The 21,551-nt window shown below is 67.6% G+C and carries 21 protein-coding genes; 11 read left to right on the top strand and 10 right to left on the bottom strand.

The annotated features are described in order from the left end of the window. Positions 1-280 precede the first annotated feature (280 nt). Positions 281-2,200 carry an ABC transporter ATP-binding protein gene (locus ACIHA7_RS09950; protein WP_397287630.1) on the top strand — a complete coding sequence of 640 codons (1,920 nt, stop codon included), beginning with the start codon at positions 281-283 and terminating at the stop codon, positions 2,198-2,200. Here ACIHA7_RS09950 and ACIHA7_RS09945 read toward each other — a convergent pair whose 3' ends face one another. Next, positions 2,201-2,599, bottom strand: coding sequence for an ArsR/SmtB family transcription factor (locus ACIHA7_RS09945; RefSeq protein WP_397287628.1), 399 nt, complete (start codon positions 2,597-2,599; stop codon positions 2,201-2,203). It lies immediately after the preceding gene. Then, on the bottom strand, positions 2,599-3,255 hold the full coding sequence (locus tag ACIHA7_RS09940) for an SRPBCC family protein (RefSeq protein WP_397287626.1): 657 nt from the start codon (positions 3,253-3,255) through the stop codon (positions 2,599-2,601). The genes ACIHA7_RS09945 and ACIHA7_RS09940 overlap by 1 nt, the downstream gene beginning before the upstream one ends. Positions 3,256-3,453: 198 nt before the next feature. On the opposite strand from ACIHA7_RS09940, the gene ACIHA7_RS09935 reads away from it, so the two are divergent. After that, positions 3,454-4,698: a CdaR family transcriptional regulator gene (locus ACIHA7_RS09935; protein WP_107656799.1), complete on the top strand. Its 1,245-nt coding sequence runs from the start codon at positions 3,454-3,456 to the stop codon at positions 4,696-4,698. Here the strand turns inward: ACIHA7_RS09935 and ACIHA7_RS09930 are convergent. The 4 genes from ACIHA7_RS09930 to ACIHA7_RS09915 all read right to left on the bottom strand — a co-directional run bounded on the left by ACIHA7_RS09930 (position 4,679) and on the right by ACIHA7_RS09915 (position 8,339). Continuing rightward, positions 4,679-6,346: a heme peroxidase family protein gene (locus ACIHA7_RS09930; protein WP_397287624.1), complete on the bottom strand. Its 1,668-nt coding sequence runs from the start codon at positions 6,344-6,346 to the stop codon at positions 4,679-4,681. The two genes, ACIHA7_RS09935 and ACIHA7_RS09930, sit on opposite strands and share 20 nt — an antisense overlap. Positions 6,347-6,509: 163 nt before the next feature. Next, positions 6,510-6,725 (bottom strand): hypothetical protein, encoded by a 216-nt coding sequence (locus ACIHA7_RS09925; protein ID WP_397287622.1) that lies wholly within the window; start codon positions 6,723-6,725, stop codon positions 6,510-6,512. Between the two features lie 132 nt (positions 6,726-6,857). Continuing rightward, entirely contained in the window at positions 6,858-7,010 is a 153-nt protein-coding gene (locus ACIHA7_RS09920; protein ID WP_186818197.1) for a hypothetical protein, read from the bottom strand. Positions 7,011-7,061: 51 nt separating this feature from the next. Then, positions 7,062-8,339, bottom strand: a complete 1,278-nt coding sequence (locus tag ACIHA7_RS09915) for a dicarboxylate/amino acid:cation symporter (RefSeq protein WP_397287620.1) — start codon at positions 8,337-8,339, stop codon at positions 7,062-7,064. 467 nt (positions 8,340-8,806) lie between these two features. Between ACIHA7_RS09915 and ACIHA7_RS09910 the strand changes: the two genes are divergently transcribed. The 3 genes from ACIHA7_RS09910 to ACIHA7_RS09900 all read left to right on the top strand — a co-directional run bounded on the left by ACIHA7_RS09910 (position 8,807) and on the right by ACIHA7_RS09900 (position 12,303). Further along, complete coding sequence (locus tag ACIHA7_RS09910; RefSeq protein ID WP_397287618.1) at positions 8,807-9,730, top strand: DUF1206 domain-containing protein; 924 nt, start codon at positions 8,807-8,809, stop codon at positions 9,728-9,730. Positions 9,731-9,900: 170 nt separating this feature from the next. Then, positions 9,901-10,440 (top strand): hypothetical protein, encoded by a 540-nt coding sequence (locus tag ACIHA7_RS09905; RefSeq protein ID WP_397287616.1) that lies wholly within the window; start codon positions 9,901-9,903, stop codon positions 10,438-10,440. A gap of 324 nt (positions 10,441-10,764) precedes the next feature. Beyond that, positions 10,765-12,303, top strand: coding sequence for a M1 family metallopeptidase (locus ACIHA7_RS09900; RefSeq protein WP_397287614.1), 1,539 nt, complete (start codon positions 10,765-10,767; stop codon positions 12,301-12,303). 60 nt (positions 12,304-12,363) lie between these two features. Here the strand turns inward: ACIHA7_RS09900 and ACIHA7_RS09895 are convergent, their stop codons facing one another. Together ACIHA7_RS09895 and ACIHA7_RS09890 are read right to left on the bottom strand one after the other, a co-directional pair. Further along, positions 12,364-13,203, bottom strand: coding sequence for a S1/P1 nuclease (locus ACIHA7_RS09895; protein WP_397287612.1), 840 nt, complete (start codon positions 13,201-13,203; stop codon positions 12,364-12,366). A gap of 192 nt (positions 13,204-13,395) precedes the next feature. Beyond that, a complete protein-coding gene (locus ACIHA7_RS09890) occupies positions 13,396-13,734 on the bottom strand; it encodes an ArsR/SmtB family transcription factor (RefSeq protein WP_397287610.1) in 339 nt (112 codons plus the stop codon). 63 nt (positions 13,735-13,797) lie between these two features. On the opposite strand from ACIHA7_RS09890, the gene ACIHA7_RS09885 reads away from it, so the two are divergent. Further along, complete coding sequence (locus ACIHA7_RS09885) at positions 13,798-14,139, top strand: putative quinol monooxygenase (RefSeq protein WP_397287608.1); 342 nt, start codon at positions 13,798-13,800, stop codon at positions 14,137-14,139. A 181-nt stretch (positions 14,140-14,320) separates the two neighbouring features. Then, a complete protein-coding gene (locus tag ACIHA7_RS09880) occupies positions 14,321-15,208 on the top strand; it encodes a helix-turn-helix domain-containing protein (RefSeq protein ID WP_397288707.1) in 888 nt (295 codons plus the stop codon). 31 nt (positions 15,209-15,239) lie between these two features. On the opposite strand, the gene ACIHA7_RS09875 is transcribed toward ACIHA7_RS09880, so the two are convergent. Continuing rightward, the gene (locus ACIHA7_RS09875) at positions 15,240-15,854 is read right to left on the bottom strand and encodes a TetR/AcrR family transcriptional regulator (protein WP_397287606.1); all 615 of its coding nucleotides are present in this window, start codon (positions 15,852-15,854) and stop codon (positions 15,240-15,242) included. Positions 15,855-15,932: 78 nt separating this feature from the next. Between ACIHA7_RS09875 and ACIHA7_RS09870 the strand changes: the two genes are divergently transcribed. The 4 genes from ACIHA7_RS09870 (at position 15,933) to ACIHA7_RS09855 (ending at position 19,531) form a co-directional block, all read left to right on the top strand. Then, positions 15,933-16,946, top strand: coding sequence for a GlxA family transcriptional regulator (locus ACIHA7_RS09870; protein WP_397287604.1), 1,014 nt, complete (start codon positions 15,933-15,935; stop codon positions 16,944-16,946). A 104-nt stretch (positions 16,947-17,050) separates the two neighbouring features. Next, positions 17,051-17,767, top strand: coding sequence for an alpha/beta fold hydrolase (locus tag ACIHA7_RS09865; protein ID WP_397287602.1), 717 nt, complete (start codon positions 17,051-17,053; stop codon positions 17,765-17,767). Positions 17,768-17,814: 47 nt separating this feature from the next. Continuing rightward, on the top strand, positions 17,815-18,780 hold the full coding sequence (locus ACIHA7_RS09860) for an alpha/beta hydrolase (protein ID WP_397287600.1): 966 nt from the start codon (positions 17,815-17,817) through the stop codon (positions 18,778-18,780). Between the two features lie 28 nt (positions 18,781-18,808). After that, on the top strand, positions 18,809-19,531 hold the full coding sequence (locus ACIHA7_RS09855; RefSeq protein WP_397287598.1) for an alpha/beta fold hydrolase: 723 nt from the start codon (positions 18,809-18,811) through the stop codon (positions 19,529-19,531). A 56-nt stretch (positions 19,532-19,587) separates the two neighbouring features. Here ACIHA7_RS09855 and ACIHA7_RS09850 read toward each other — a convergent pair whose 3' ends face one another. Continuing rightward, the gene (locus ACIHA7_RS09850) at positions 19,588-21,507 is read right to left on the bottom strand and encodes a Xaa-Pro dipeptidyl-peptidase (RefSeq protein WP_397287596.1); all 1,920 of its coding nucleotides are present in this window, start codon (positions 21,505-21,507) and stop codon (positions 19,588-19,590) included. Positions 21,508-21,551 lie beyond the last annotated feature (44 nt).

The following is a 21,551-nucleotide window of genomic DNA, read 5'->3' as shown; positions in this document are numbered from 1 at the left end:
GCATGCCATGCCGTGAACCTTGACCGGTGGCGCGACCGTGCGCCGGGCAGCGGGAGCAACGATGACACTCGACGAATTCGACCTGGACATCAGACTGAGCACACCGTCTCGCACAGAACGGCTTTCGACGGCAGTCGACCCGCCGACGACACAACCGTACTGGTACTCACGCGAATACATCTGTGGCAGAGGCTATGTCGGCGAGGCAGCGATCCGGCGCAACTGATCCCGTGCGCACGAGTCTGTAGGGCGTACGCCAGCAGGCACAGGAGGGGAACCGATGGCCACAGAAGCGCCACCTCTCGTCGGCATCGACGAGATGAGCACGCCCACCTGGATGACGGTGGACCATCGGGTCGCCGAGGCCGGGCTCTGGCGGACATTACGGGCGCTACCCGCGGGCGCGCGAGTGGTGACCGGCCTGGCGTGGCAGGCCTCCCGACGCCTGACGCTGCTCACCGCGCTCCTGGCAATAGCAGGCGGCTTCGCGACAGCGGCCGGCCTGCTGGCCACCGCCGACGTGCTGACCATGCTGCTCGCGCAGGGACCGACCGCGCAGCGCGTGGTCGCGGCCTTGCCCGCGGTCGGCTCGGTGGTGGCCGCCCTCGCGGCGCGCGCCCTGCTCGAAAGCGCCTCCGCCACCGCCGAAGCGCTGCTCAAGCCCCGGGTCGAGCAGCGAGCACGGGACAAGGCGCACACCGCGATCGCCAAGGTGGAGCTGGTCGCCTTCGAAGACAGCGAGTACGCCGACCTGATCCGTCAGGGCTTGCACCGCGGCATGGGCAGCATCGCCCACTGCGTCGACGCGATCACCGGCGTGGCCGGTTCGCTCATTCACGTGTGCGCCGCGGTGGGCACGGCGGCGGTGCTGCATCCGTTGCTCGCGCCGCTGGTGCTGTTGGCCGTCATCCCCGACATGTGGGCGTCGGCTCGAGCCGCGAAGCTGTCCTACCAGTCCTATATCCGCATCATGACCAGCCATCTGCGGACGGCCATCGCCAGCGATCTGCTGTCCGACCGGGACACCGCTGCCGAACTACGCGCGTGTACCGCGGGCCCGGCGCTGCTCACCGAGTATCGGCGGATCAGCACGCAGATCACCGAGGAGACCAGCCGGGTCGAGTTGGCCAGGGCGCGGGTGCGTCTGGTGGGGCGCGCCATCGCCGGGATCGGCACCGGCATCGCCTTCGGCGCGCTCGGCCTGCTGCTCTACCTCGGCGAGCTGCCGCTGGCCATGGCGGGCACCGCCGTCGTCGCGATGCGGATGGCGACAGCGGCGTTGTCGCAGACCATGATCGGGGTCAACAGCCTATACGAGAACATCCTCTACCTCGAGTTCTACGACAACCTGCTCGACCAGACCGAGCGGCGCACCCGGCCACCGGCTGAGCTCGCGGCACCCGCTGATCCGGACGAAATCACGTTACGTGCAGCGTCTTTCACCTATCCAGGCCAGAGCGAGCCCGCGCTACACGAGATCGACCTGACCATCCGTCGCGGTCAGATCATCGCGCTGGTCGGCGAGAACGGCTCGGGCAAGACCACGATGGCCAAGCTCATCACCGGCCTGTACCTGCCGACACGAGGACAAATCCGCTGGGACGGGGTCGATCTCGCCACCGTCGACGAGGAGTCGATCTACCGGCAGGTCTCGATGGTCATGCAAGATCCGGCCCGCTGGCCGATGACCGCGCGGGACAACATCCGCATCGGCCGGATCGAGCGCGACGACCCCGGCGGCCTCGTACTCGCCGCGGCGGCAAGGGAATCGGGCGCGGACGTCGTCATCGACGAGCTGCCCTACGGCGAGCACACGGTACTGTCCCGGCGATTCAGCAAGGGCCGCGATCTGTCCGGCGGCCAGTGGCAGCGGATCAGCGTGGCCCGCGGCCTGTACCGCGACGCGCCAATCCTGGTGGCCGACGAACCGACCGCCGCCATGGACGCCCGCGCCGAGCATGCCGTCTTCCAGTCCCTGCAACACCTCAGCCGGGGCAACAGCCGCAGCGCGTCGAACCGCACCACCATCCTGATCACCCACCGGCTGGCCAACATTCGGCATGCCGACCGCATCATCGTGCTGGACCACGGCCGGATCGTGGAAGCAGGCACTCACGCCGAACTCATGGCACAGGACGGCACCTACGCTCAGCTGTTCGGCCTGCAAGCCGCCGCCTACCAGCTCGAGCCGAGCATCTGATCAGGCCTGGCGAGCATCCCGTTCCGTGACGTCTCGGCCGGGTTCGGCCGCACGACGGGCACGCCGGCCGCGGGCGACCTCGGTGGCGAGGGCGTCGAGCGGCTGGGCGAACTGCGCCAGCGGATCCGCGAGAGCGGACAGCCACAACTGGGCCGCCTCGATCCCGGCGGCATCCAGCGCGTAGACCCGGCGCGTGCCTTCCGAACGGACACGCACCAGCCCGGCATCGCGCAGCACCTTGAGATGCTGCGAGACGCCGGGCTGGGAGATCCGGGTAAACCCTTGCACGGCAGCGACAACCGTGCCCGCCGGCTGTTCGCCGGTGGCGACGAGCTCGAGGATGTAGCGGCGCACCGGGTCGCCGAGCGCCTCGAAGATTTTCTCGGGAGCAGCGGTCATCAGGACTGCGCGTTGTCCTCGGGCTCGACGGTGTAGAAGGTGATCGTCCGCTCGGCGGCTTCGCGCGCGGCGGCCGGGTCGTCGCCTGCCTCGATGGCCGCGTTCGCCCAGTCCGAACCTGCCGCCCGCACGAACGTGATCCCCTCGGGTGTCGTCGGAAAGGCCAGGCCCTCGGCCGGGTCCACCGGCGCCCCGCTCGACAGATGCAGACCGAGTGCCATCAACGCCAAATCCCACCCGACGCCAACCGCGCCCGGACCGTACTGGCCCCAGAACTCGGGATCGACCGGTGCCTCATGCGCCAATTCCAGCACGGTGCCGTCGTCGCCAGGCGCGAGTTCGACCGTCACCCAGGACACCTGCGGGCCCATCTCCCAGGTGAGGGCGAGCCGGCTCGGCGCCGCACACTCCTCGATCACTCCCCCTGCATTGCCCTCCAGCTGGTAATGGCCACCGACCTTCAGATCACCACTGACCGGAAGGAACCAGCGCGGCAACCGTTCGGCACTGGTCAGCGCGTCCCACAGGTCGTCTTGATCGGTGGCGTAGGTGCGGCGCGCGACAGCGATCTTGGTCGGCGTGCCGTTCCGAGAGCCGTTACGGACCTCACGAACCATCAGCCCGGCGATGCCGGCGGGGTCGGTGAGCAGGGGCATGGCGTCCTCCTTCTATAAGTTTTCACTTATATTAGCGGCACTGTCGAGGGGATGCCACCCCGCACCTGCTGTGACCGATCACAGCTCCCGCGACGTCGCGCCCGCGTGTTCTCACAAGTTCGCCGGTAACCTTCTCCGACCACAGCCGCGTAGTTAGTGTGAACCAGCTACATAGCTATTGCTGACAAAGGAGTTGTCATGGCTATCGACAGTCCGCTACGGCCGAATCTGACGATCTCCGGGCAACCGATGTCCACCCCCTTACGCGACGTCAGAGCCCTGTCCCGGCAGATGGTCGGCCATTTCGTGGAGAACGTCGTGCCCTGCGGGACGCTGCCCGGCGAGGCGATCTACGGCGACATCACCACCATCACCCGCGTGTGCCTTGAACTGGCCGCCAGCATGCTGGACGGGCAGAACATCCCGGAGAAGGTGGAGAAGCTCGAGGAGGCCGCCGCCGGTTGGGCGCGCGAGGGTGTCCCGATCGACGCGATCCACGACGCCATTCATGCCGGCTTCAAGATGGGCGTCGACCTCGTCGTCTCGAAGCTGACCGCCAAGGACTTCGACACCTTCGTCGACAGCTCCAAAACGAACATCGAGATACTGCACACGCTCACCTCGGCCATCTCCCGCGCCTACTTCCGGGAGCTGCGCGCCGTCGTCAGCGAGCACCACACGGCGGTGCACACGCTCACCTCCGCGCTGCTCGGCGGGCGACCGACCTCGACCATGGCGCGCGAGTGCGGCGTCGCCATCGCCGAGTCCTATGTGGTACTGGCCGTGTCGATTCCACGCCACCGCGACGAGCACAACCCGGCGCTGGACACCCAGGTCGTCGCCCGCCGCAAGCTCCGCCGCACCCAGGCCGAACTGGCCGCCCGCTGCGGCGGCAGCGCCCTGTCACTGCTCAGCATCGACGGCGGAACCATCCTGTTGCCCGCCGGGCAGCACAGCGACGAGGAACTCGACGAGCTCGTCGCTGGGCTGTCCAGGGCCGCGCAGGTCGGCATCACCGCCGCCCTGGTCGAATCGGTGCCCGACCAGATTCCCGGCGCCGTCGATCAAGCCCACGAGCTGCTCGACATGGTGCATCGCCTGCACTGCGTCACCGGGCTGTACCGATTCGACGAGCTCGCGCTCGAATACCAGCTCACCCGACCCGGGCCCGGCCGCGAATACCTCGGCGCGGTGCTGACCCCCTTGGATGAGCACACCGAGTTGCTGGAGACGCTGCAGCTGCACATCGCCAACAACCTCAATCGTCAACGCACCGCCCGCGCCCTGCACGTGCACACCAACACCGTCGACTACCGGCTCAAGCGCATCGGTCAGCTCACCGGCTTCGATCCGTCGCAGCCCTCCGGGCTGTGGTATCTGCGCTCGGCGCTGATCGCGCGCTCGTACCACCCCACCGACGCCGCTAGTCGCCAAGTGGGTTGAGCAGGTCGGCCTTTCCCTCGAACGCGAACAGCAGCAGGTCGGTCATCCGGAAGGTATTCGAGTCCGGCCCGTACTTGGGCCGCCAGGCCGGATCGCGCACGATCGAGGTTCGGCTGCCCTCGATGGCGCGGTGGAACACCTCGGCCACGATCCGGCCGCCGACCGGCCCGAGCAGCCCGTTACGGAACTCCGCCTCGCGCAACAGGTAGAACCACAGCGGCGTAGCGGCGAGGACGGTGGCGCGCTGCTCGTCGGTGAGCCCGTCGAGTGTGGCGCCCTGATTGCCCTGCAGGATCTGCTCGGCACCGAGCGGTTCGACACCGAAGAACTCCGCCATCTGCTGCCCGCTGGCGAGACGGACCATGTGCGCACGGGTGAGGTTGCGAAATGCCAAGTTGCGGTGGATGTTCGGGACCGTGCTGCCGCGCCCGCCGAACGTGCCCGCAGGCAGGTTGACCAGCGGGTCCACCAGCAGGGTATCGACCCGCTTCGTCACGTTGCCGCCGCCGGTCTCGGCGGGCGGCGCGAGGTCGGGGCGGTTCGCCTCGGTGAAGTCGAAAAGCCTGCGGAAATCCGCGATCCAGTTGGTCGGCAGGGTATCCACGGTGCCCGAGTTGGGGTTGTCCAGATCAGGAATCTGCGAGCCGGCTTGGAAATTACCGCTGACGCCGCTGAACGTGAACAACTGCAGCAGGCTGGCGATCTCACCCGGACCCGCGCTGTTGAACACGCGATTCCACTGGTAGGTGTCGCGAATCATGCTGTGGCCGATCCGATATGCCGCGACGGAGAACTCGATCGGCATGGTCGGGCGCAGACCGCGTCCCGCGTAACCGTCGGCCGGTGCCTCGAAGAACCGCCTGCCCTGCCGGAACACGTCGGCGATGATCGCCGGGTCGACGATGCGCGGCAGGAAGTCGTGCACCAGCATCCACTGGTAGTGCCGGACCACCAGCTCACGGGCCGCGCTGAACAACCGCCGCCTGGCCAGGCCCTTGAGCGCCAGCTCCTCGACCACCCGGTTGTGAAAGCGGATGAACGCCAGGTGCGTCTGCGCGACCGCGAGGTTCTCGTCGTTGCGCGAGTCCGGGATCAGCGGGCGCCGCCGGTCCGCGGCCGTCCCGCCCGCGCCGCCGAAGCGCGGCAGGTCGAAGCCCGGCAGCTCGACTTTCACCCGCTCGTCGGGGAAGTCCGCCGGGGAGGTGGTGCCGACCTTCAGTGTTACGCCGTCCCCGGTGTAGCAGACCCGATCGTTCGGGTCCGTGGGTCCTCGGCCGTACACGGAGTCCAAATCCAGTGCGGGCGAACGCCCCTGCATCAACTCGTCGACGGTCACGTCCTCGCCGAGCTGGGCCGAGGTCCGGTCCATGGTGAGGTCGTGGTCGACGAACTGCCCGAGGTAGGTGAACCCGGCGGGGATCGGCGGATCAGCCGAATCCGGTTGGGGCACCCGCGCGGTGATCGCGGCGGCCAACGCCGCCCTGGTCGGCTCGTCGGTCGGCGCGCCGACGGGTCCGAGCCGAGAGAAGCGGAACCTGCGCAATTCCTCGATGGTCAACGGCTGCCGGGTGACCGGGCGTCCCTGCCAGTCGAATTCGAGCACTCCTTCGCCCACCACGAAGAAGCTGTCGATACCGTGCTGTTTCATGCGAACCCTCCGAATGGTTCGAAAAATGATTTCGGACGAATGTCCGCATGACAGCCGCCCCCCGTTTTTCTTTATTTATGCAGTGCTGAGCAGCGCGCTCCCCCGAGCGTCGACCGGTCGTGCCGACCGGTCGAGTGCGCTTGCCTCCGAGCTGGTGGCACGGTCAGCTAGGGCAGCCGACCGCCGCCGAAGAACCGGTGGTCAGCGCCGCGACGAGCCCGGCGAGCAGGCCCGCCGCGCACTCCGCCGACCAGGTCGTCGGATTACCGCCGACCTGCGCCGCGGCCGGACCGGCGTCGGCCGAGGCCGGCATCGCGCCACCGAACAACGACGCGACGACGACCGCACCGACCCCGATTCGATACACCGTCCTACGCATGAATGGATCACCCCCGGAGACCGAACTAGATCGAATACCGGAACAAGAGTCCCGGACTGCCCCAATGTTATCCGAGCGGCCATTCCTGGCTCAGCCGTCAATTGTTGGGGCAGTCCGGTAAAAGCGCACCGATCAGTCGGGTGGTTCCTGAGTGTCGTCCGGAGTGGCCAGGTCCGGAGCGACCTCGCGGGTCGCCATTCCACCCTCGCCGCCCTCGTCGCTCGGCCCCGGACGGCCACCCTTCGGCTCGTCGCGCTCGTCGTCGGTATCTTTCGCACGTGTCATGAGAGACCCCTTTCGTCGTCGCTGCGAACTACCCGCCGCGACTACGTTCAATCAAGCCGCCGCGGGCACGGGCTCCGGTTTCGGCGCGGGAGCGGTCAACGATGTCGACGGCTGATCGAAGACCTCGTGATCGAGAATGCCCTCCCGCTTCGCCACCAGCACCGGCACCACCATCTGCCCGGCCACGTTCGTCGCGGTCCGGATCATGTCCAGGATCGGGTCGATCGCCAGCAGCAAGCCCGCGCCGGCCAGCGGCAGGCCGAGCGTGGACAGCGTAAGGGTGAGCATCACGATGGCGCCGGTGAGGCCGGCGGTCGCCGCCGAACCGACCACCGAGACGAAGGCGATCAGCAGGTAGTCGCGCAGGTCGAGCTGCGTCCCGGTGAGCTGTGCGACGAAGATCGCCGCCAGCGCCGGGTACACCGCCGCGCAACCGTCCATCTTCGTGGTCGCGCCGAACGGCACCGCGAACGACGCGTATTCGTTGGGCACACCGAGCCGTTCGGTGACCATCCGCTGGGTCAGCGGCATGGTGCCGATCGACGAACGGGACACGAACGCCAATTCCAGTGCGGGCCAAGCCTTGGCGTAGAACCGAACCGGGCTGACCCCGCCGACGGTACGCAGCAGGATCGGGTAGACCACGACGAGCACGATGAGGCAGCCCGCGTACACCGCGACCGTGAACGTGGCCAGCGGTCGCAGCAGGTCCCAGCCGTAGCTGGCGATGGCCTTACCGATCAGCCCCGCGGTGCCGATCGGCGCGAGCCGGATCACCCACCACAGCGCCTTCTGCACCAGCTCCAGCACCGACTCGGCCAGTGTCAGAAAGGGTTTGGCGGCGTCGCCGAGTTTCAGCGCGGCGAACCCGAGCACCGCACCGAGGAAGACCAGTTGCAGCACATTGCCGTTGGTGAACGCGCCGACGACGTTCGTCGGGATGATGCCGGTGAGGAAGTCGGTCCAGCCGCCCCTCGAGGTGGGCTCCTTCGCACCGACCAGCGACAGGTCGACGCCGCGACCGGGGTTGGTGACCAGGCCGAGCACGATGCCGACCGCAACCGCGATCAGCGCCGTCCCGAGGAACCACAGCAGGGTGCGACCGGCGAGCCGGGCGGCATTGGTGACGTGCCGCAATCCGGCCACGCTCACCAGCACCGCGGTGAACACCAGCGGCGGCACCGCGAGCTTGAGCAGCTGCACGAAGACGCTGCCGACCTGGGTGAGCGTGCTGGTGAGCCAGGCGGAGCCGGTCGCGCGGGCGAGGAAGCCCGCGGCGATACCGACCAGCAGGCCGAGCAGGATCTGGACGCCGAACGACCAGCGCACCGGGTTGAGGGTACGGCTGCGCGAACTAGGTGAAGACAAGAGAACCATCCAAGACAAATCAGGGGATCTGGAGAGGTGTGCGCACGCGTCAGCGACACAGCTGCGCGGCCAACCGGCCCAGATCCACATGCAACCTGGCGACCAGGTGCACGACTGTCGCGAAAAAGTTCATAACGCCCTAAACGGTAAGCGATTCGTCCGACCAATTTTCCCTCCGGTCGGTCCGACGCCTTATGTCCTGCGTCACAATCGGTTCCGACCAGGGCCGCTCGAACGACGCGCCACCTTCCCCAGTCGAGCTGTCGCGCCGCCAGTCGACCCCCGGACTTCATTGCGCACCAACCCCGTTCGACCAGGCACGCCGACTCCGGGCGGGCCGCAGCATATCTCGGCTCCCGAAGAAATCTCGTGCACCGTGTCAATCGTGACGAAGTGGGCATTACGGGCGGTGAAGAAATGAGGTAACCATGAGCTTCTTCCGAAGTGCGAACAGATATCGGCGCCGCGATCGGGTCGGCACGGTGCGCAGCGGCAGGCGGTCCGGGTGGGGCCGATCCAACTGGGGCCGGCGTTCCGGCAACTGGCGGCGCAGCCGATCCACGAGTTCGGGCGGGTTGGAAACGGCGGCACGCTTCGGGTTCATCGCGCGCGGCATCGCCTACATCACCATCGGTCTCATCGGCTTCATGCTGGCGATCGGTACGGCCGAGCACGAGCCGGACGGGGGCGGGGCGCTCGCCGCGATCGCGGCCAAACCCTTCGGCTATCTGCTGCTGTGGATCCTGGTGTTCGGTTTCGCCGCCCTGGTCATCTGGCGGATAACTCAGGTGGCCGGCGCCCGCCGGACCTACTCCGGCGGACACCGCTTCTACGCCGTGATCTCCGGAATCGTCTACGCCCTGGCCTTTTTGGGCACCTTCCGCTACGTGGTGCACGGACGCACGCCCAAGCCGAGCGACGCCATCGCCCGCGATCTGACCGCGCGCATCCTGAGCTGGGACGGCGGAACGGTGGTCGTGCTGCTGATCGGCCTCGCCGTCATCGCCTTCGGCATCTGGCAGACGGCCCGCGGCCTGACCCTCGAGTTCGTGGACGACCTGCGCATGGGCTGGATGACGCGGGGTTCGCGCGAGGCGGCGATCTGGCTGGGCCGCATCGGCTACCTCGCGCGCGGCGCGATCGTCGTCAGCATCGGCCTCGCCGCCGTGGTGGCCGCCCTGAACTACGATCCGGCCGCGGCCAAGGGTATCGACGCGGTGCTGCGCGATTTCGTCGGAAAGCCCTTCGGCCCATGGCTTCTCATCCTGATCTCGCTGGGCCTGATCGCGTTCGGCGTGCTGTCCTTCCTGGAGGCCAAATACCGCAGGACCTACGGCGGTGTACCGGTCTGATCTCCCCAGTTGCGCGTTGCCGCACGTCAGGCATTGGGGCGCAGTCGGTTTCGGGTGCCGGGGCGGCGGGGATCGTATCGTGAATCTGCCCTCGGTGCAGCGGATTGCATCGGGGCGGCTGGATCGTCCCCAGAACAGCGTGCCAACAGCACAGTAGTAGGAGTACGAAAATGGTACGACGACGCATCCGAACCATGTCCATGCTGGCCGCGGCAGCGCCGCTCGCGGCGGCGCTCGCCATGCTGCCGGCGGCACCCGCGCAGGCCGCCGACGGCGACCTGAGTTGCTCGGCGACTTTGAATCTCACCCTCGAACCGCCGTTGCGGGCCGGCGGCAGCGCGAAAGTGTCGATCACCGGCGACCTCACCAACTGCACGTCCCGCAACGGCAAGTACACCGCGCTCCGGTCCGGCAAGCTGACCGCCGCAGGCGATGCGACGGCCACCGCAGGCGGTTTCAATCCGTGCGGGTTGCTGGTCACCGCCAAGGGAAATGGCACGATCGCCTGGGTCTCGGGGGGCGACAGCGCCCTCGACTGGCGGATCAGCCCGGACCCGTTCACCGGATTCGCGTTCAGCGCCAACGTGACCGCCGGCCAGTTGAACGGTGACGCGATCACGGTGGCTCCGCGCAGCGCGCAACCGAACCAGGGGTGCCGCACCAACGGCCTGTCGACCCTCGCCGTCACCGCTCAGGTCAGCTTCGCCTGAGCGCGGAACGACCGGCGCGGCACCAGTTTCCGCGCCGGTCACCGGGACCGTAACCCATTGTCGACACTTGATGCTGCGCCATGCCTCGACTCCGTTGCTCAATGGGAAAGAGGTATCGCCTCGACAACTAGTCATAATGCTCAGAATCTTCTGCGCCATTACGGATTCGACGCACTTCTCCTCGAATTCCCCAGTTGATCAGCGGGTGGTGATGGCCACTCCGATGTGCTTCGCTGTGTAGCGAAATGCCCCGGCCGAGGACGCGGAGGGATATCGGCGTTTGCTCGAAACAATCCTCGTGCCCGACACATTGGAGTTCGCTTTATGAGACGTTATCCCTTGGTGCATACTGCCTCGGCCAGAGCGGTTCCGCTGCTGGTGGTGGCCGCGCTCGCGGCCAGCGCGGGAACCGCATCCGCGGCGACAGTGCCCGGAATCGGCGACCCCGTTTTCCCTAATATCGGCAGTGCCGCATACGATGTCTCCAATTACAGTATCGACCTGAAGTTCGAGCCGTCCTCGGGCCGATTGTCCGGGACGACAACGATCACCGCGAAAGCCAAGCAGGACTTGAAAGCCGGCACCGCTATCGGTTTCGATTTCCTCTTGCAGACCCAGTCGGTGCTCGTCGAGAACAAGCCAGCCAAATACAATCTCGGCAAGGACAAACTCGCCGTGACCGTGCCGGTGAACCTGCCGACCGGCACCGAGTTCACCACTGTCGTCGCGTACAACGACATCCCGTCGCGCGTACAGAATCAGGCCGGTGCCCGCAACTGGGTCGAGAATGCCAACGGCGCACTGATTTCCAACGAGCCGTTCTCGGCCGAGTGGTGGTATCCGAGCAACGACCACCCCACCGACAAGGCGACCTACGCGGTGTCGGTGCTCGCACCAGCCGACATGGACGTGTTCTCCAACGGCGTGGAAACCAGTGTCACCCAGAACATTCCGGGCTGGAAGCGGCACAACTGGCTCAGCAAGCACCCGCAGATGACCTACGCCACCTTCCTCGCGGTGGGCAAGTACGAGCGCGGCGGCCAGAACAGCGGCACCCCGGCCAGGCCGAACCTCACCGCGTACGCGACCGACCTGAACCCGACGATCCGCGCCAACGCCAAGGCGAGCATCGAGCGGACACCGGAGATCACCGACTGGCTTGCCAGCGCGCTCACGCCGTACCCGTTCGAGTCCACCGGCGGCCTGGTGGACGCGAAGATGGGTGGCTTCGCGCTGGAAACCCAGACGATGCCCACCTACACCGACGGATTCTTCCGGCGCGGCAAGAATGATTCGGTTGTCGTGCACGAGATGGCCCATCAGTGGTTCGGCGACTCGATCTCCGTCGCCACCTGGAAGGACGGCTGGCTGAACGAAGGCTGGGCCAGCTACATGGAGTACCTGTGGTCGGAGAAGAACGGCACCGGCACCGCGGCGGAGATCGCCGACTACGCCTACGCCACGTCGACCAGGATCGATTGGAATGTCGTACTGACCGATCCGGGGCCGGCCAATGTGCTGCCCGCGGAGTTGTACAGCCGTGGTGCGTTGGCCATTCAGGCCCTGCGCAGCGCGATCAACAACGACGAGGTCTTCTTCCGGTTGGTCCGCGAGTGGCTGACCAAGTACCAGTACAGCAATGCCAAGGTCTCGGACTTCATCGACCTGGCGAACGCCGTCACCGGCCGCAGCACGAACGCGTTGTTCAAGACCTGGCTGACCGACAAGGGCAAGCCCGCGTACAAGCCGACCGACGCGACCTTCGACGCCAACTCGAAGCGGGCACCGCGTTCGGCCACGCCGCCCCCGGCCAAGCCGAAGGTCTATGACGATCTCTTCGCAGTCGTGACCGAGAAGCAGTAATCGACCGCAAAGAAAGAGCCGGGCTCGTGCAGACACGGGCCCGGCTCAGTCGTGCATCGGCTAGCCTGCCGCCGAGCCCGTGCCCGCCAGTGGGTCGAGCACCGCGTTGACCAGACGTCCCAGCAACTCCCCCGCACGGCGCAGGCGAGTCTCGGCGATCGGCAGGAATTGGCGGGTGTACTCGTCGCCGATGGTGGACGAGGCCGGATAGACGCCGGGGGTTTCCAGGACCCGGCAGCTGTCCTCCGCCCAGCGGATCGGGTCGGTATCCGGTTGCGTCGGCGGCAGATCGGGAGCAGGCAGCGCCAGCAGTCGCTGCAGCTCTTCGGCGTCGCTCGCGTGCCGGGTGTCGAGCATCCGGCTGTCCCACACCGAGTGCAGATTGGTGCTGTGGCCGAGATACTGCACCTTGACCTCGTTTCCGCCGCGGTCGCGGGCGTATCCCGCGTGCATCGGCTGGTGGATATCGCCGACGAAATGGACGATGAACTTCAGCGCCTGGCCGCGGTCGGCGACGGGACGGCTCCGGTCGGCGAGGGTGGCGGTCTGCCTGCGCAATGCCTCGATGACGTTCTGGCCGTTGTTGCCGTTCACCGCCGGGTCGTAGACGCAGCCGTTCTCGCCGATGTTGACGTAATGCCACGGCGCCGAGAGCTTCCCGAGCTCGGGATCGTTGGCGCGCACCTCGTCGGCCCAGTTGGCCACGCCCGCGAGGGTGGGCTCGGGCTCGCCCGCGAGCAGGCGCGTGACCTCCGCCCGCGCCGTCGCGGTCAACCGCAGGTCGGCGATCGCCCCGGTGGTGTTGTGCCCCTGCACGCCCCAGGCGTTGGCGGCGGGTGGCACCGATAGCAAGATCGCGGCCAGCGCACACGCGCTCGCCACCGCTGCTCTACCGAACATCACACGAATCCTTCCGAGTAGCCTCGGGCAGTTCACCCTGCCCGGCGCGCACCCGCGCCGCTGCGCACCATGAACCGAGTCCTGTTGACTCGCTTACCGATTCGAGTGTCCGCGACGGGACGTATCCGCCGCACCAACTCCGGGCCAACACTTCGCGGCCAACCGCTGTCTCCTACCGCAGAACCGGACAGCCTAGGCGGTGCCAGCAGCGCGATCAGCCGTTACTTCGGCACGCAGCAGCTCCATCAACCCAGGGAAACGCTGCTCGAGTTCGACCCGCCGCAACTGGGCCATATTGCTGTTACCCCGATTGACCTGCCGGATCAGCCCCGCTTGGCGCAGCGTCCGGAAGTGGTGGGTGAGTGTGGCTTTGGACACCGGCAGCTCGAACGAGCTGCAGTGGCGCTCGGTCCCGTCCGGCTCGGCGAGCAGGGCCAGGACGACGGCGCGGCGGTGCCGGTCGGCGAGGGCGGCGAAGATCGCGCCGAGGTCCATCTCGGCCGGGCTGGGCTGGTCGTCGTGGTCGGGCACCGCTCACCTCTCGCGTCAGGTACGAATTGCATCGTACCTCCCGTCACTCTATGGTCCATAGGTATGACTGAGATCGTACCTACCCCGGCTGTCCCCTTCGCACTCGTCGGGTTCGCCCGCCCCAAACCCGAACGCGCAGCGGAGTTGCGCGAGCTGCTACTGTCGTTCGTCGCGCCGACCCGCGCCGAAGCGGGCGCGCTCGAGTATCACTTCCACGAGGACACCGACGACCCGGGCAGCTTCGTCTTCTACGAGGTGTGGCGGTCCAAGGCGGATCTCGATCGCCATCTCGAGCTGCCGCACATGAAGGAGTTCTGGGAGCACCGCATGGACTACCTCGAGCAAGACCTCGACATCAGGTGGCTGTCGATGCGCAGCGCGTACCCCCGGCCGATCGACGCCTGAGCCGCCACCCCGGGACGATTCGCGGCGGCTGGTCACCCGACCTGCAACCCATCTGCACAGGCAGCTGCAAGTTCGGTTGAAAGTACGTTCCAGGGCGATACCATCAGGGGTGGCGCGGTGCAGTCCGTCACGAAGCCGTGCGTGGATTTCGCCGATGGATTCGAGAATCGGAGTAGAGGTCATGGTCGCGGAACCGGTCCGGATCAAGGGTATCGACTCGCGGGTCGCGGAGCGCGGCCCAACGGCGCTCCGCATCGCGGTCGGTGGACAGCTGCGCAAGTTGCGCGAGGGGTGTGGCATCACCCGCGAAGCCGCGGGCGAGCACATCCGTGGCTCGCATGCCAAGATCAGCCGACTCGAGCTTGGCCGGACCGGATACAAGGACCGCGACATCCTCGATCTGCTGACCCTCTACGGCGTCACCGAGGAAGACCAGCGCGAGATGTTCCTCGACCTGGCGCGCAAGGCCAACGAGCCGGGCTGGTGGCATCGCTACAACGACCTGCTGCCGTCCTGGTTCGAGACCTATCTCGGACTGGAAGGCGCCGCGCAGACGATCAGAACCTTTGAGGGCCAGCTGGTTCCGGGTTTGTTGCAGACCGAGGACTACACCCACGCCGTCATCGCGGGCAGCCACCAGAACGGCGAGGCCGCCCGGCGCGTGGAGTTACGCAGGAAGCGCCAGGAGATTCTGCGCAGCGAGCACGGGCCCGCGCTGTGGGCGGTGCTGGACGAGGCCGTGCTGCACCGCCCGATCGGCGGCAAACGAGTGCTGCGCGAACAGATCGAACACTTGGTGGCGATGTCGGAAAGCCGCAAGGTGACCGTCCAGGTGCTGCCGTACCACGCCGGCGGCCATGCGGCGGCGGGCAGCTCGTTCACCATGCTGCGCTTCGCCGAGAGCGAGCTGCCCGACATCGTCTACCTCGAGCAGCTGACCAGTGCGCTCTATCTGGATCGCCGGGAGGATCTGCACCTCTACCGTGAGGTGATGGATCAACTCGCGGTGCAAGCCGAAACGCCGCAACGGTCGCGGGAGCTGCTGCTGGCCGCCGCCGCTGAGCTGTAGCCCCGGGCACGCGGGACCTAGGTGCGATAGATCAGCTGGCTTCCCGATCGGCCCACGCCGATGGCAATGCGTCGCTGGAGACATCGGCGATTTCCCTCAGGCGTGCCCGCGGAGTCCCCAAGCGACTCAACTGAATCAGGCCCTGCGCCACGACGATGATGTTCGCACTGTGCGCCGACAGCGCGGCGTCGTCCACCTCGCCGTCACCGAGGCGCATTGCGGGAGAGAGCCGTTCGGCGACGCCCTGCTCCATCGCGGCGGTGGTCTTGGCGCCGATGGCGGCGACCTCGGGGATCCGGCCGCTCAGCTGGGCGATGCTGTTGATCATCAGACACCCGCGCCGATTCGGCTGCGCGGCACAGTCTTCGATGATCGCCTGGAACAGGGCACGCACCGCGGCCCGCGCGGAGCCGGGGGCCGAGCCGACGACCTCGCGCACGAACCGGGCGCGCCGCTCGCAGTAGCGTTCGAACGCGGCGAGGAACAAGCCCTGCTTGTTGCCGTAGGCGGCGTAGACACTGCCGTTGCCGACGCCGGTCGCGCGGGAGATGTCTTCGACGGACGTCTCGTCGAAACCCTGTGACCAGAACAGCTCGGTAGCGGCGTCGAGCAGGCCCGATTCGTCGAACTGTCGTGGCCGTCCCATGGCCTCACCGTACCAACCGCTGTGCGATATCGCCCACATCCCTTGTTCTGGAGGCGTGGCTCCACAACAATGGTTGACATGGCCCCCAACCTCGCTGCGCCGCCCCGCCGACGGGTCGGCATTCTGGTCTTCGACGGCGTCAAGATGCTCGACTTCGTCGGCCCGGCAGAGGTCTTCGTGGAGGCCAACCAAACCGTGCCGGGCTACGAAGTGGTCCTGCTCTCCGCCGACGGCCGGAACGTCCAGACCTCGATCGGCGCGCGGATCGAGGTCAGCGCCGCGGCCGCCGACGCGGGCCACTTCGACACCGTGGTGATCCCGGGCAGCGAACTGCCGCCCGCGAGGTTCGTCACCCCCGAATTGATCGCCGCCGCACGGCACCTGTCCTGGAACACGCGCAGGCTGGCCTCGATCTGCAGCGGTGCCTTCGTCGTCGCCGAACTGGGTCGCTTCGACGGCAGGCGGGCGACCACGCACTGGAAGTTCGCCGCGGACCTGGCCCGCAAATACCCCGCCATCACGGTCGACCCCGACGCCATCTTCGTGCGCGACGGGAATCTCTACAGTTCCGCAGGCGTCGCGGCGGGCGTGGATCTCGCGCTGGCGCTGGTCGAGGAGGACTACGGCGCCGACGTCGCCCGCCGGGTCGCGCAGTTGCTCGTGGTGTACATGCAGCGAGCAGGCGGGCAATCGCAGTTCTCGGCCTCGCTGAGCGGACCCGTGCCGCGAAGTCCGCTGGTGCGCAAGGTAGTCGACCTGATCTGTGCGGACCCGGCGTTTCCGCACACCGTGCAGACCATGGCCGCGCATGCCATGGTCAGCGTCCGGCACCTGACCCGCCTCTTCCGCGCCGAGCTCGAACGCTCCCCCGCCGAATACGTCGCCTTCATCCGCTTCGGGGTTGCCAGGGACCTGCTGCACGCCGGGCACAGCGTCACCGAGGCCGCGATGAGCGCGGGCTACGGCAGCAGCGAGGCGTTGCGTCGCGCGTTCGTGGCCAGGCTCGGCATCTCACCGCGCAAGTACCAGCAGCGTTTTCGCTCCACCGGCGCGACCGCCGCGTTCGAGCCGATGACGGCCGCCGTGTCCTGATCGGGGGCTTTTGCGGCCGGTGCGGAGGGGCGCCGGACGGGTTGCTCAGCGGAAACTGAGTGCGGCACAACGCCATCGATCCGAGCGATCGAGAAAGGAACTCCATGTCTTCCGCGACAACCATTGTTCTCGTGCACGGCGCCTTCGCCGATGCCGCCAGCTGGGCGCCGGTCACCGAGCTGCTGCTCGCCGAGGGGCACCGGGTGCTGGCGCCGCCGGTGTTCAACCGCAGCCTGTCCGAGGACGCGGCCTACATCAAATCTTTCGTAGAGCAGATCGACGGGCCGGTGCTGCTGGCCGGCCATTCCTACGGCGGTGCGGTGATCACGGTCGCCGGGGTCGCCGACAATGTCGTCGGCCTGGTGTTCGTCTCTGGCTATGTCCTCGAAGTCGGCGAGAGCCTCGGGCAATTGCAGGGCGGCTTCCCGGACTCCGACCTGGCCGCCAACCTCGTCTACGCGCCGTACCCGATCCGCGACGGCAAGCCGGGCACCGACGTGTCGGTCGACATCGCCGCGTTCCCCGAGGTGTTCGCGGCGGGCCTCGACAAGGCACGCGCGCAGGTGCTCGCGGTCTCGCAGCGGCCCCTGTCGGCGATCGCCTTCAGCGAGCCCGCGACCGCGGCGGCCTGGCAGACCAAGCCGGGCTGGGGCATCGTGTCCAGCGCCGACCGCACCATCAATCCCGAGGTCGAGCGGTTCGGCTACCAGCGCGCGGGGCTGCGCTCGGTGGTCGAGATCGACGCACCGCACCTGGTCATGCAGACCCACCCCGCCGAGGTCGCCGCCGTCATCACCGGCGCGCTCGCCGAGCTGGCCTGACTTCCCGAGACCGACTGGACCCCAACTCCCTATCGAAAGGAACAACGATGACCGGAAACCCACACGGAATCTCCCTGGAGCCCGCCGCGCAAGAGTTTGTCGACGCGACCTCCCAGCCCCCGTTCCTCTACCAGTTGCCGCCGGAAGAGGGCCGCAAGGCGGTGGATTCGGTGCAGGACTCGCCGATTTACCAGCCCGAGATCGATGAAGAGTGGATCACCGTCGACGGCGGGCCGACCGGTTCCGTGCGGGCCAGGATCGTCCGGCCGCAGGGTGTCACCGAACCGCTGCCCGTCATCCTCTACACCCACGGCGCCGGTTGGGTATTCGGTGACGCGCACACCCACGACCGCCTGGTCCGCGACCTCGCCGTCGGTACGCGCGCGGCCGTCGTGTTCCCCGAGTACGACCGCTCACCCGACGTCCGCTACCCGGTGGCCAACGAGCAGTCCTACCGCGTCGCCCAGTGGGTCAGCACCCAGGGCGCCGAAAAGGCGTTGGACCCGACCCGCATTGCCGTCGCCGGTGATTCGGTCGGCGGCAACATGGCCATCGCGCTCACGCTGATGGCCAAGGAGCGCGGCGACGTCTCCTTCGTGCAGCAGGTGCTGTTCTACCCGGTGACCGACGCCAACTTCGACACCGGTTCCTACCAGCGCTTCGCCGAGGGCTACTTCCTGACTCGCGAAGGCATGCAGTGGTTCTGGGACCAGTACACCACCAGCGCCGAGGACCGCGCCCAGATCACCGCGTCGCCGCTGCGCGCGAGCACCGAGCAGCTGTCGGGACTGCCGCCTGCGCTGGTCATCACCGCCGAGAACGACGTGCTGCGTGACGAGGGCGAGGCCTTCGCGGGCAAGCTGCGCACCGCGGGTGTGCCGGTCGTTCAGGCACGTTACGGCGGCATCATCCACGACTTCGTCATGGTCAATTCCATGCACGACACCAACGCCGCCAAAGCAGCTGTCGCGCAGGCGGTTTCCGTACTGCGGTCCGCCCTGCACACCGCGTGACCAATACCTCCGGACCTAAGGAACATTCGTGAGTACCGAAGCAACCTCCTCGCCCACCATCGTGCTGGTCCACGGCGCCTTCGCCGACTCGTCCAGCTGGAACGGCGTCATCGAAACGCTGCGTGCACAAGGACATTCCGTCGTGGCAGCGGCCAACCCGCTGCGCGGCCTTGACAGCGACGCCGCCTACATCGGCTCGGTCCTCGACGACATCGCCGGCCCGTGCGTCCTGGTCGGTCACTCCTACGGCGGCAGCGTGATCACCGTCGCCGCCGCGGGCAAGGTGAATGTGACGGCCCTCGTCTACATCGCCGCCTTCATTCCCGCCGAGGGCGAAAGCGCGCTGGAGTTGACCGACAAATTCCCCGGCTCCACCCTCGGCCCGACCACCCGCCCGGCGAACTACCCGCTCGCGGACGGCAATTCGGGCACCGAGCTGTACATCCGCCAGGACGAGTTCCCCGCCCAGTTCGCCGCCGACGTGCCCGCGAACGTCGCCGAACTGATGGCGGCGACCCAGCGGCCTGTCGCGCTCGCCGCGCTCCAGGAGCCGACGGCCGCGGCGGCTTGGCGAAACATCCCCGCGTTCGCCCTGCTCACCACCGAGGACAAGAACATCCCGGTGCAGGCTCAGCGGTTCATGGCCGAGCGGGCGTCCGCGCACACCGTCGAGATCTCGGCCTCGCATGCGGTCAGCGTCTCCGCGCCTGGCGCGGTCAGCGAGTTGATCGCCGTGGCGGCAAAGCGGTAGACACCGGAGATCCGGTCACGCCCAATAGTTTTCGGGCGTGACCGGATCGCGGTGGGTCAGCCGATCGCCGCCTTGAGGGCGGCCTGCCCGCCGACCACCGGGAACGAGACCTTGGTCTCGGCAAGGTTCATTCCGAAGCCGGGCCCCGGCTTGGGCCGCAGGGTGTACTCGTTGTCACTGGACAACACCACCACGCCCAGCTTGTGTCCGCGCGCCAGCACGTAGTCGTGCGGTTGCATGGACAGGTTGATCGCATACTCCTTACCCGGGGTGATCGGGCTGGTCTTGTCGATCGAGTCCCGATTCTGCGGGTCGACCCAACCCCTCGTGACGATCCGCGAACTGCCGTCCGGGGACCGATCCACCAGCAGCGCAGTGACATTGGCCGCCGGACGCTGGAAGGACAGCCGCAGGGCGACGTCGACCGTGCCGCTGATCCGCAGCGGAGCCGTGGTGGGCTTGGAGAAGTACGCCAAACGGTTCGGCGAACTCGGTGCCGCGACCAAGGTAGCGGCGAGCTTGGTCGCGTCATCGTCGAGCGACTCGGTGACCCGCCCCGGCCCGGAGGTCGCGAGTCCGCCAGTATTGCGGCCGCCCGGTTGGAACACCGCAGTCGCGGCCGAGGTGGCCGGTGCGGGCCACTCCGGCTCGTTCACCCAGGACTTGTCCTCGCGCTGGATGGTGGCCTTGGGCTCGCGGTCGATCCCGTTGTCCCGGCCCAGCAGGTACTTGCTGAACCAGCGGTTCACGGTGCGCAACCACTCGTCCCTGCGCAGGCTGATCGGGTCGGTGTGGCCGGACTGGTGCAGCCAGATCTTGTGCGGCACACCGGCTTTCTTCAGCGCGTCGTACCACTGCGCGACATGCTTGGTCTTGACGTTGAAGTCGTTGAGACCGTGCACGGCCAGCACCGCGGCCCGCACCTTGCCGACATCGTTGAGGTAGTTGCGCTCGTTCCAGAAGCCGAGGTAATCACCGGTAACCCGATCCTGGTCCTTTTCGAGCTGGTCGATCACCGGTGCGCAGATCTTCCGGTCGGCCCTGGTGTAGACGTACTTGGCCAGCACGTCGGCGTCCTCGCCCTGGTAGGTGCCGGGAGCGACCACCGCGCCCGCCGCGCGGTAGTAGTCGTACCAGTTGCTGATCGCGGCGATGGGCACGATGGCTTCCAGTCCTGGCACGCCGGTGGCGGCGACGGCGTTGGGCAGTGTCCCGTTGTAGGAAACACCCATCATGCCGACCTTGCCGCTGGCCCAATTGGCCACCACGGCTTTACCTTGCGCGTCGCGCGCCTTCGCCCGGCCGTTGAGCCAGTCGATCGGGGCCCGCGCGCCGATGGTCTCGTTGCGCGCGCCCGAGGTCGGGCAGCCGGTGGAGGTGCCGGTGCCGAGCGACTCGCCGTACATCACGGCGTAGCCGCGGGCCAGGAAGAACTCCTCGTACTGCCAGGTGATCTGGCCGTTGGCGACGGTGATGCCCGCGGCCCGCAGGTCCTCGGCCACCCGCGCGCGCAGCTCGCCCGGCGCCGGGGCCATCCGTCGTGCGTCCGCGCCGTCGGGCACGTAGAGCTCGACGTCCACATTGTGGTTGGCGACGTCGTTACCGCCGGAGAAGTACGGGCTCGCCTGGTACACCACCGGCAGCTTGCCCGTCGCGCCGGCCGGACGGACGACCTGGACGTGCACCTCGTCGTCCTTGCCGTCCCGGTCGCTGTCCACGGGGGCACGCACCCACAGGTCCTGCCGGACCGGCGCCTTCGGGTTGAACGTCGGCTGTGCCTCACCACCGGTGACGTCCGGGCCGTTAGTCGGATCGGCCAGCGCGGGCGCGCCGGACAGGAGCAGTGCCGCGGCCACGACCAACAGGGCCAGCCGCGGTAGCCGTCGCAGGGTCAGCACGGTCCACCCGAGGGCCGCGACCACGCGGGTGCGCGGCCCACCCCGGTCACGTCTGTGCTGATGCTGTCTGGATGCCATTGCGTTCTCCTTCACAACTCATCACGAGGTGCTCCCGTGCGAGA

Origin of the sequence: Nocardia sp. NPDC052316, assembly GCF_044547795.1 — a bacterium.
Taxonomy (GTDB): Bacteria; Actinomycetota; Actinomycetes; order Mycobacteriales; family Mycobacteriaceae; genus Nocardia.
This window is presented reverse-complemented; position numbering and strand designations above follow the sequence as displayed.

Coding starts and splice junctions, on each gene's coding strand:
- ACIHA7_RS09950 (WP_397287630.1), top strand. CDS start 281: ATGGCCACAGAAGCGCCACCTCTCGTCGGCATCGACGAGATGAGCACG.
- ACIHA7_RS09945 (WP_397287628.1), bottom strand. CDS start 2,599: ATGACCGCTGCTCCCGAGAAAATCTTCGAGGCGCTCGGCGACCCGGTG.
- ACIHA7_RS09940 (WP_397287626.1), bottom strand. CDS start 3,255: ATGCCCCTGCTCACCGACCCCGCCGGCATCGCCGGGCTGATGGTTCGT.
- ACIHA7_RS09935 (WP_107656799.1), top strand. CDS start 3,454: ATGGCTATCGACAGTCCGCTACGGCCGAATCTGACGATCTCCGGGCAA.
- ACIHA7_RS09930 (WP_397287624.1), bottom strand. CDS start 6,346: ATGAAACAGCACGGTATCGACAGCTTCTTCGTGGTGGGCGAAGGAGTG.
- ACIHA7_RS09925 (WP_397287622.1), bottom strand. CDS start 6,725: ATGCGTAGGACGGTGTATCGAATCGGGGTCGGTGCGGTCGTCGTCGCG.
- ACIHA7_RS09920 (WP_186818197.1), bottom strand. CDS start 7,010: ATGACACGTGCGAAAGATACCGACGACGAGCGCGACGAGCCGAAGGGT.
- ACIHA7_RS09910 (WP_397287618.1), top strand. CDS start 8,807: ATGAGCTTCTTCCGAAGTGCGAACAGATATCGGCGCCGCGATCGGGTC.
- ACIHA7_RS09905 (WP_397287616.1), top strand. CDS start 9,901: ATGGTACGACGACGCATCCGAACCATGTCCATGCTGGCCGCGGCAGCG.
- ACIHA7_RS09900 (WP_397287614.1), top strand. CDS start 10,765: ATGAGACGTTATCCCTTGGTGCATACTGCCTCGGCCAGAGCGGTTCCG.
- ACIHA7_RS09895 (WP_397287612.1), bottom strand. CDS start 13,203: ATGTTCGGTAGAGCAGCGGTGGCGAGCGCGTGTGCGCTGGCCGCGATC.
- ACIHA7_RS09885 (WP_397287608.1), top strand. CDS start 13,798: ATGACTGAGATCGTACCTACCCCGGCTGTCCCCTTCGCACTCGTCGGG.
- ACIHA7_RS09880 (WP_397288707.1), top strand. CDS start 14,321: ATGGTCGCGGAACCGGTCCGGATCAAGGGTATCGACTCGCGGGTCGCG.
- ACIHA7_RS09875 (WP_397287606.1), bottom strand. CDS start 15,854: ATGGGACGGCCACGACAGTTCGACGAATCGGGCCTGCTCGACGCCGCT.
- ACIHA7_RS09870 (WP_397287604.1), top strand. CDS start 15,933: ATGGCCCCCAACCTCGCTGCGCCGCCCCGCCGACGGGTCGGCATTCTG.
- ACIHA7_RS09865 (WP_397287602.1), top strand. CDS start 17,051: ATGTCTTCCGCGACAACCATTGTTCTCGTGCACGGCGCCTTCGCCGAT.
- ACIHA7_RS09860 (WP_397287600.1), top strand. CDS start 17,815: ATGACCGGAAACCCACACGGAATCTCCCTGGAGCCCGCCGCGCAAGAG.
- ACIHA7_RS09850 (WP_397287596.1), bottom strand. CDS start 21,507: ATGGCATCCAGACAGCATCAGCACAGACGTGACCGGGGTGGGCCGCGC.